Below are 2,246 nucleotides of genomic sequence, written 5' to 3' on the forward strand. Positions count from 1 at the left end.
GTCATAATTTCACATGAATATCTAAAATCAAGGAAGTAAATTTGAGAAATACCTCGGGAGGCACCATTTTCAGCTCATCGATAAGCCAACGCGGCTGATCGACCTCCGAAGCAACTCATCTCAAGGAAGGTTCCCGCAATGAAAATCCTCATGGTCCTCACCTCCCACGACACTCTCGGTAACACCGGCAAGAAGACCGGCTTCTGGCTCGAAGAACTTGCGGCGCCGTATTACGCCTTCAAGGATGCCGGTGCCGAGATCACCCTCGCCTCGCCGAAGGGCGGGCAGCCGCCTCTCGACCCCAAAAGCGACGAGCCGGCTTTCCAGACCGACTTGACGCGGCGCTTCAACGCTGACGAGGCTGCCAAGGCGCAGCTCGCAAGGACTGTGCGCCTGGACAGCGTCGACCAGAAAGACTTCGACACGGTCTTCTACCCTGGCGGCCATGGTCCGATGTGGGATCTCGCCGAAGATCGGAACTCGATCAGGCTGATCGAATCCTTCATCGCGGCCGACAAGCCGATCGCCCTGGTTTGCCACGCACCGGGCGTCCTGCGGCACGTGACCAATCCCGACGGTACCCCGCTGGTTCAGGGGCGCAAGGTCACCGGCTTCACCAACACCGAGGAAGAGGCTGTCGGTCTGACGAAGGTGGTGCCGTTCCTGGTCGAGGACGAACTTATCAGCCTCGGTTCTGTCTTCTCCAAGGGCGAAGATTGGGGTGTGCACACAGTGGTCGATGGCCAGCTCATCACAGGTCAGAACCCGGCATCGTCAGGTGCGGCAGCGGAGGCGCTGATGGCTGCCCTGCGCAAGAAGAAAGCCGCCTGAAACCCAGGCCCATCGTGATCTGCCGACGGCCCCTTGTCGCGGCAGATCACCTTCAAAACCGGAGCTTGTCATGTCCTCCCCGCTCGCCAATATATCGCTGTCGGACGCCCGACAGATGGTCGAAAAATCCGTGGCTGCCGCCCGCGCGCTGGGTGTTCCCTGCTCGATTGCCGTCGTTGACGCGTCCGGGCATCTGCTGTGCTTCGCCCGTCAGGATGGGGCCATCACTGGGTCCGCAGAGCTTGCGATCAACAAGGCCTTTACCGTCCAGATCTTCAACACCCGGACAGACACGCTCAATGCGCTGGCGCAGCCGGGCGCTGAACTTTACGGCATCCAGCATTCTCATGGTGGACGCGTCGTCGTTTTTGGTGGGGGTATTCCCATCCAGTATGAAGCGCGGGCAATCGGCGCCATCGGAGTGAGCGGCGGGACTGTCGCTGAAGACATCGCCATCGCCGAGGCAGCTGTCACCGTGACCGCCGACATGCTGACCCAGCAGACGCCCAGCGTCGACAGATCACCCATGTCTCTTGAAACGCGAATAGGGAGCTGACTGAAATGCCCGCGATGCCATCCAGCAACGTCGGCGCCCATCATGGTGCCCGTACTGCGCTCCAAGCCAAGTCCGGAAGCGAAACACCGACGTTGGCTTTGGAGGAGGACAGCAGATCCCCTGGCCTGCCTCTCACGGTCGCGATCCTATGCGTGGTGCTCGTCGCTATTGACCTGCGACCGGCCATTGTGTCGGTCGGTCCTCTGCTTCCTTCGATCTTGGACGAGTTCGCGATTTCGAACGCTGAAGTATCGTTGCTGACAGCAATCCCTGCTCTGCTAATGGGGCTGTTCGCTTTCCCGACACCTTGGCTTGCACGCCGTTTCGGGCGTGACAAGGTGATGCTGGTCGCCCTTGCCACACTTGCCATCGCCACACTCGCGCGTGCATTTGCGGATAGCGTTGCGCTGCTCTTTGCCGCCACGGCGGGTGTCGGCGCGGGCATTGCCGTCGCCGGTGCCTTGGTTGCCGGCTTCATCAAGACCAACTATCCGCGCCATGTGGCTCTCTTCACCGGGATCTATGCCTCCGCCATCGGCCTGGGGAGCACGATATCGGCGGCGCTGAGCGGCCCTCTGGCCGAAGCAGGCGGCGGATGGAGATTTGGGGCAGGCAGCTTCACCCTGCCAGGCTTGGTTGCGATCGGCGCCTGGATGATCATCGCGCGAGCTGAACGGCGGGCCGGGGTGGTTCGACTGGCCACGCTTGCTCCCCCGAAGAGCCTGCTCCCCGTCACCGACCGGATGGCGTGGCGGGCCGCGCTTTACTTCTCGCTCAATAACTTCCTGTTCTTTGGTCTGATCGCCTGGATCGTACCCATCTATATCGAACGCGGCACGACCGGTGCGGATGCAGCGCT

3 protein-coding genes are annotated in these 2,246 nt (G+C 61.4%); all 3 read left to right on the top strand.

The annotated features are described in order from the left end of the window. The first annotated feature begins 138 nt into the window (after window positions 1-138). Window positions 139-831, top strand: a complete 693-nt coding sequence (locus ACRCSW_RS11315) for a type 1 glutamine amidotransferase domain-containing protein (protein ID WP_438705132.1) — start codon at window positions 139-141, stop codon at window positions 829-831. A 70-nt stretch (window positions 832-901) separates the two neighbouring features. Further along, entirely contained in the window at window positions 902-1,387 is a 486-nt protein-coding gene (locus ACRCSW_RS11320; RefSeq protein ID WP_438705134.1) for a GlcG/HbpS family heme-binding protein, read from the top strand. Window positions 1,388-1,392: 5 nt separating this feature from the next. Beyond that, window positions 1,393-2,246 (top strand): MFS transporter (locus tag ACRCSW_RS11325; protein WP_438705135.1); only part of this gene is annotated, 854 nt, incomplete at its 3' end.

Origin of the sequence: Tabrizicola sp., assembly GCF_051645465.1 — a bacterium.
Taxonomy (GTDB): domain Bacteria; phylum Pseudomonadota; class Alphaproteobacteria; order Rhodobacterales; family Rhodobacteraceae; genus Tabrizicola.